General features: G+C 74.3%; 5 protein-coding genes and 2 pseudogenes. 5 read left to right on the top strand and 2 right to left on the bottom strand.

The annotated features are described in order from the left end of the window. From JNW91_RS28465 to JNW91_RS28445, 5 genes and pseudogenes are all read left to right on the top strand, one after another. Positions 1-2,414: pseudogene (locus JNW91_RS28465) on the top strand (putative baseplate assembly protein); the annotation flags it as partial. Beyond that, complete coding sequence (locus tag JNW91_RS28460) at positions 2,395-2,910, top strand: phage tail protein (RefSeq protein WP_203178558.1); 516 nt, start codon at positions 2,395-2,397, stop codon at positions 2,908-2,910. The pseudogene JNW91_RS28465 and the gene JNW91_RS28460, both read left to right, overlap by 20 nt. Then, the gene (locus JNW91_RS28455; RefSeq protein ID WP_203178556.1) at positions 2,907-3,836 is read left to right on the top strand and encodes a carbohydrate-binding protein; all 930 of its coding nucleotides are present in this window, start codon (positions 2,907-2,909) and stop codon (positions 3,834-3,836) included. The genes JNW91_RS28460 and JNW91_RS28455 overlap by 4 nt, the downstream gene beginning before the upstream one ends. Then, positions 3,833-4,294 (top strand): hypothetical protein, encoded by a 462-nt coding sequence (locus JNW91_RS28450; protein WP_203178554.1) that lies wholly within the window; start codon positions 3,833-3,835, stop codon positions 4,292-4,294. Before JNW91_RS28455 ends, JNW91_RS28450 begins: the two co-directional genes overlap by 4 nt. 21 nt (positions 4,295-4,315) lie before the next feature. Beyond that, complete coding sequence (locus tag JNW91_RS28445) at positions 4,316-5,182, top strand: hypothetical protein (RefSeq protein WP_309244507.1); 867 nt, start codon at positions 4,316-4,318, stop codon at positions 5,180-5,182. Here JNW91_RS28445 and JNW91_RS28440 read toward each other — a convergent pair. Next, positions 5,139-6,005, bottom strand: a complete 867-nt coding sequence (locus tag JNW91_RS28440; RefSeq protein WP_203178552.1) for a DUF6807 domain-containing protein — start codon at positions 6,003-6,005, stop codon at positions 5,139-5,141. The genes JNW91_RS28445 and JNW91_RS28440 overlap by 44 nt on opposite strands. Then, positions 6,002-6,311 (bottom strand): annotated as a pseudogene (locus JNW91_RS28435) (hypothetical protein); the annotation flags it as partial. The gene JNW91_RS28440 and the pseudogene JNW91_RS28435, both read right to left, overlap by 4 nt.

Genomic DNA, 6,311 nt, shown 5'->3' with positions numbered 1-6,311 from the left:
CTGCGCGTCGCGGCGGCACGCGGCGCCGACCCCCGGCCGGTCGTGTTCGTCACCACCGAGCCGGCGCTGCTGGCCGCCGGCGAGGCGTCGGTGCTCGTACGGATGCACCACTGCGAGCTGGTCGAGGCGGAACTGCTCGGCGTCGGCACCGGCCAGCCCGGTCAGGTGCTGCGGGCGGCGCACGCCCCGCTGACGCGCACCGCCGAGCCACTGGACCTGCTGCTCGGGGTGGAGGTGCCGGCCGGCGCGGTGGAGCTGGGCGCGGCGGCCCGCGAGCACGACGGTCGCACGTTCGAGATCTGGCGGCCGGTGGACAGCTTCGCCGGGCTGGGACCGCAGGCCAAGGCGTACCTGGTGGACCGTTGCTCGGGCACCGTCACGTTCGCCCCCGCGCTGGACCTGCGGCCGCCCGCCGGGTCGACCCCGACCGCGTCCACCGAACCGGCCACGTCCCCGGCCGGCGTCGCCGAACCGGTCGCGGCTGGCGGCCCGGTGACCGTGGCGGCGGTGCCGCCGGCCGGCCGTCAGGTGCGGCTCTGGTACCGGTCCGGTGGCGGGCCGGCCGGCAACGTGGCCGCGGGCACGCTGACCAGCCTGCGCGATCCGCTGCCCGGGGTGAAGGTGGACAACCCGGCGCCGGCCGCCGGTGGTCGGGACATGGAGGCGCTGGAGTCGGTACTGCTGCGCGGCCCGTACGAGTTCTTCGCCCAGCAGCGGGCGGTCACCGCCCGCGACTTCGAGGTGTTGGCCACCAGTTCCGGCGCGGTGGCGCGGGCCCGGGCGTTCACCCGCGCGGCGGTCTACAGCTTCGCCCGGCCGGGTGAGGTCGAGGTGGTGCTGGTGCCGTACGTGCCGGCGACGGCCCGTCCGGGCGGCCGGCTGCCGGTGGCGGTGCTGCGCGAGCACGAGGTGCCGGAGGCGCGGCGTCGGGTGGAGGCGGACCTGGAGCAGCGTCGGATGGTCGGCATCCGGTCCCGGGCGACCTGGGCCCGGTTCAAGGCGGTGTCGGTGCGGGCACGGGTGGTGGTCCGGCGGGAGGAGGACGTCGACGCGGTCCGCCGCCGGATCCACGATCGGCTGCACCAGACGTTGAGTCCGCTGCCCACCGCGCTCAACCCGACCGGCTGGCCGTTCGGTGAGCCGCTGCGGGCGTCCAACGTGTACCGGATGCTGGAGCACGCCGAGCCGGGCGTGCGCTACGTCGAGTCGGTCCGGTTCGTGGTGGACGAGGCGCCCGACGCCGACGTACGCGCCCTCGCCGTCGACCAGTACCAGCCCCGCACCTGGTACGCCGGGCGCGGCGCGGTGCTGTTCCGCTCCAGCAACGCCGGCGCGGGCTGGGAGCCGACCGGCCGGTTCGACGGTGAGACGGTGCTGCGGGTGGCGCCCGCGCCCGCGCCGGTGCGGCCGGGCATCGTGCCCCGGGCCGGTGCGGTGGCGGTGGTGACGCTGCGCGCCTCCGGCGGCTCCCGGGTGCACCTGAGCACCGACCTGGGTGAGACGTGGTCGCTGCTCACCGACCTGGACTCGCGCATCTCCGACGTGGCCTGGCTGGACCGCGACGGCGCGGGCGCGCTGCTGGTGGCCACCGACACGGGCCTGTACGAGGTGTCGCTGCTGCCCGGCGCGGTGCCGTTGCAGATCCTGGTCGACCGTCCGACGCCGATCGGGGGTTCTACGCGGTACGCGCGTTCGTCTCCGAGCGGGGCGCGCCGGGTGTGGCGGTGGCGGCGCAGGCCGGCTTCGGGGTGTACCTGTCGACGGCCGGCGGCCGGCCGGGCAGCTTCGTCCACGTCGGGCTCGCCAACGTGGACAACCGGGTCCTCGCCGTGCAGTACGACGGCCCGGCCACGCTGCTGTGGAGCGGCGCAGGCGAACCGGACCCGAAGAAACCCGGCCAGGGTTGCCACCGCACCCGGCTGTTCGAGTCCGACGTGAAATGGCAGCCGGTGCAGAGCGGCTGGATCGGCGGCACCTGCCGCGACCTGGCGTTCGCCGGCCAGCTGGCGTTGGCGGCGACGCAGAGCGGCGGGGTGCTGCGGCTGGACACCCTCGCCGCCCAGCCGCAGTGGCAGCCGGTCTCGGTCAACTGCGGGTTGCCGCTGCGCGATCGGACCCGGTTCGTGCCGGTGGACGCCGTCGCCGTCGGCGGCCCGGCAAACAGTGGCGCGGCAGGCGGCGGCCCGGCGAGCGGCGGCCCGGCAAACAGTGGCCCGGCAGGCGGCGGCCCGGCGGAGCGGCTGATCCTGGCCGGCGGCGAGCGCGGCGTGCACCGCAGCGCCGACGCGGTGGACTGGACCGCCAGCGCCAACCAGGCCACCGCCGACGTGGTGACCGTCCCGGACACGTGGCTGCTCTGCTCCGGCGAGCACGACATCGAGGTGGTGCGCCAGGATGCGACGCTCGGCGATTGAACGGCTGCTGCCCGCCGCCTACCAGCGGGCCTGCGTGCCGGGCAGCGTGCTCTGGGCGCTGCTCGACGTGATGGAGGGGCTGCACGCCCCGGACGAGGCGATCCTCGCCGAGGTGGACGCCCTGTTCGACCCGTACCGGGCGCCGGACCATCTGGTCGTGCGGTTGACCCGCTGGGTGGCGATGGACCACGTGGTGGCCTCGCCCCGACCGGACGCCCCGCTGCCGCTGCCGGTGGGCCGGCTGCGTGACCTGGTGGCCGACGGCGCGCTGCTGGCCCGGTGGCGCGGCACCCCGTACGGGATGCGCCACGCCCTGGAACTGGCCACCGGGTTGACGGGCTTCGTCATCGATGAGCCCGCCGATCAGCCCTTCCACATCGTGGTACGGGTGCCGGCGGCCGCCGCCGACCAGCTCGCCGTGATCAACCGCATCGTCGAGGCGGAGAAGCCCGTTTCGACCACCGTCGAGATCGTCGTGGAAGAGGAGTCGTCATGACCACCGAGTGGGCGGTCGTCGCCGCCGCCGAGCAGTTCACCCTCGACCCGCACAACAGCGGCGAGCTGACCTTCACCGTCTCCAACCCGGGCAACGCGCCGGACACGGTGGTGTTCGACGTGGCGCCCGGCGACGGCTCCCAGCGGGCGTGGTTCACCGTGGCCGAGCCGCAGCGGGTCGTGCCCGGGCAGGGCTCGGTGTCGTTCCTGGTCAAGCTGGCCGTGCCGGCGGGCACCCCGCCGCGGCGCTACGACATGACGGGGTTCGCGTACTCGGCGAACACCGCTCCCGAGGAGAGCTCCCGTTCCAGCGGTCGGGTCACCTACGAGGTGCGGGCGGTCGCCCCGCCCAGGCGTACCCCGTGGTTGTGGATCGCCGCCGCGGCGGCGATGGTGCTGGTGGTGATGACCGTCGGGGTGGTGCTGTTGACCCGCGACGGCGAGCCGGGCCCCGGCGAGCCGCGGGTGGTCACCGTCGAGGCGGAGAGCCTGGTGGACGCCGCGGTGGTGGAGTCACCCCGGAGCAGTGGCGCGACGGTGGGCGCGCAGCCGAACTGCTGCGGGGTGACCTGGTCCGGCGACAAGCAGTTGTTCTTCCAGGGGCTGGCCATCGGCGACCAGGTCACCGTGACGGTGCAGATCCCGGCGGACGGCACCTGGCGCTTCGCGGCGGCGCGGACCACGTCGTTCGACTACGCCAACACCGTCTTCGCCATCGACGGCACCCAGGTCGGCGGCGCGTTCCTCGGCTTCACGCCGACGGTGCAGAAGACGGAGTTCCTGGACGTCGGCACGGTCCGGCTGACCAGGGGCCCGCATCGGGTCAGCCTGGTGGTGGTCGGCAAGACGCAGGGCACCAACCGCTACTTCGCGGGAGTCGACGAGATCCGGTTCACCGAACTCGTCGCGCAGGCCGTCGCACGATGAGCGGCCGGCAGAAGGTCCTGCTGGGGTTGCTCGCCGTCCTGCTGGTCGGGCTGTTCGTGGTCGCGGTCGGCACGGGCGGCGACGACCGGGGTGATCCGGGGGCGCGGCACGGACTCGTCGAACGGCTCGGCGCGCTGACCGGCGAACGGTCCGCGGTGGACCCGGCGACGGTCGGCGCCGACTGCGCCGACGGGCCCGGCCGACTGGTCTTCTCCGGCACCTGCGTGCTGCGGGTCGCCGACCCGGGTGGGCTGCGCACCCTGGTGCTGCGCAGCGCGCGGTCGTTCACGGTCGTCGCGCCGGCGCCCGGCGACGCCGACCTCACCATCCGCGACGAGGTCGAGCCGGCGTCGGACGGCACGGGCGCGGTGGCGAAGGTCGCCGTCGACGAGGCCACCGAGGTGGCCGTGACCTGTCCCGGCCTCGGTGGCTGCACGGTCACCGTGGCCCCGTCCTGACCCCGGGAGGAAGGTGCCGCCGTGGGTGACCTCCGCAAACCGTTCCTGCTGTTGGCGATGCTCGCCGTCGTCCTGGCCATCGGGGTGGAGCTGGGCGCCGGGCTGCTGCTCGGCGGCGCCGACGCCAGCTCGGCACTGGCCGACAGCGCCGGCGCGCTCGACGTGGAGATCGACGACGTGTCCGGGGTCAGTGAGCCGTCCGGTCGGGGCACGGGCTACCTGGCGTTGATCGACGCCGTGGCGGTCTGGAGCACCGGGCTGTTCTGCCTGGGCCTGTTGCTGCCCGAACGCGTCCAGGGTCGGGTGCAGGGCGTCGCCAGCCTGATCTTCTCGATCATCCTGATCATCGTCGGGCTGGTGGCGCTGCTCATCGCCTTCGTGGAGCTGTCCATCATGGTGTCGCTGTTCCTGGCCGTTCCGTTCGGCACCCTGGCGTACCTGGCGCTGTGGGGCTTCTTCCCGGTGGGCGAGGCGTCGGTGCTGCTGGGGTTGGTGCTGCTGCTCAAGCTCCTCTGGGCGGGACTTCTGGTGCTGGCCCAGCCGCGCTTCCTCCAGAACAGGGGCCTCGTCCTGCTGATCCTCACCACGCTGCTGTGCACGGTCGTGCTGGAGTTCCTGCACAATCTCGTGCCGGTGATCCTGGTCAGCATCGTCGACGACGTGGCGGCGCTGGTCTTCGCGGTGGTCGCCATCATCTGGGGCCTGGTGCTGTTGATCGGTTCGATCCCGGCGATCGTCAAGGCCGTCCGGGTAACCGCCGCCCAACCCCACCCGCTAAAACCCGCGCTCGTGATCATGAAGTTGTTGCCGCTTCCCTCGGCGTGTCGTGGCAACAACTTCATGGTCAACTTGCGGTGGCGGCGAGGGCTGCGGCCACCGCGCGCGTGAGGGCACCGTCGGCTATCACCACTCGGTGTCGGCCCTGGCGGCTCGTGCCGGCCGCGATGGTGACCGGTTGCTCGAACGCGAAAGCCACCCCCACACCCGGGTACATCGCGGTCCGCACGAACCACCGGTCGCCGTCGCCCAGGCCGGCAACGACCAGGGTGTACGCGCGACCGTCCGGCCCGGTGCCGCGCAGCGCGATCCACGGCTCGGCGGACCCGTTGACCGCCTCCTCCCCACTGGCCGAGGCGCTGAACACCGACGCGGGCGAGGCGGAGACCGCCCGCCAGAAGAACCCGCCGTAGCCGGCGCCGTCGGGGCGGCCGTTGGTTGCCGGGCTGCCCAGCCGCACGTCCTTTCCGTCCGGGGCGCTCAGCGTGTAGTCCACCTCCAGCCGCCAGGCCGATGCCTCCCCGCTCGGCCCGTCGGCGGGGAGCGGGACGGCGGCGAGGTGGCGGTGCTCGGTGAGCAGCACCGTCCCGTGCCTGTCGCGCCACTGCAGCCGGTGCCCCAGACGCGCGGCGGTCCTCTCCGACCAGCCGGTGTGCGCGATGACGCCGTGGTCGTCGCGCCAGGTGTAGCCGACGTCGCGCACGTAGGTGCGACCTCCCCAGAGGTTGGTGCCGTTGACGTCCTGCACCGCGAGGGAGGCTCCGAGGTGCCACGCGTGGTCGGCGGGCAGCGCGTCGGTGACCACCGTGCCGGCGAGGGTGCGCACCGGGTGCAGGTACGGCCGGGGTCCGTGCCGCGCGTCCAGCGCCGGGTCGAGCACGTACCGGGCCACCTCCGTCCCGCCGAGCAGCAGCCGCGCCGGCTTTCCGCTCACGGCAACTCCGGGCGGGCGGGGGCCGGCAGCCGGCCGGCGACGGCGTGCAGGGCGGCCACGGTGTAGCCGGCGAGGATCGGCACCGCGACGGGCGTGACCAGGACGGCGAGCAGCCCGGCCAGGACCGCCACTCCGCTCAGCGCCGCCCACCGGGTGGGCGCGTCCAGGCAGGCGCGGACGGCGGTCCGGGCCGCGGTGCGCCACCGTCCACTGCCGCCCACCTCGACCACGACCAGCCCGGCGTACCCGGCCAGACCGGCAGTGACCAGCGCGGTCACCAGCAGCGCCGGCGGGCCGCCGGGCACC

The organism is Micromonospora parastrephiae, from assembly GCF_016802865.1.
Taxonomy (GTDB): Bacteria; Actinomycetota; Actinomycetes; order Mycobacteriales; family Micromonosporaceae; genus Micromonospora; species Micromonospora parastrephiae.
Note: the sequence above shows the minus strand (reverse complement) of the source record. Positions and strands in the feature narration are given on the sequence as shown.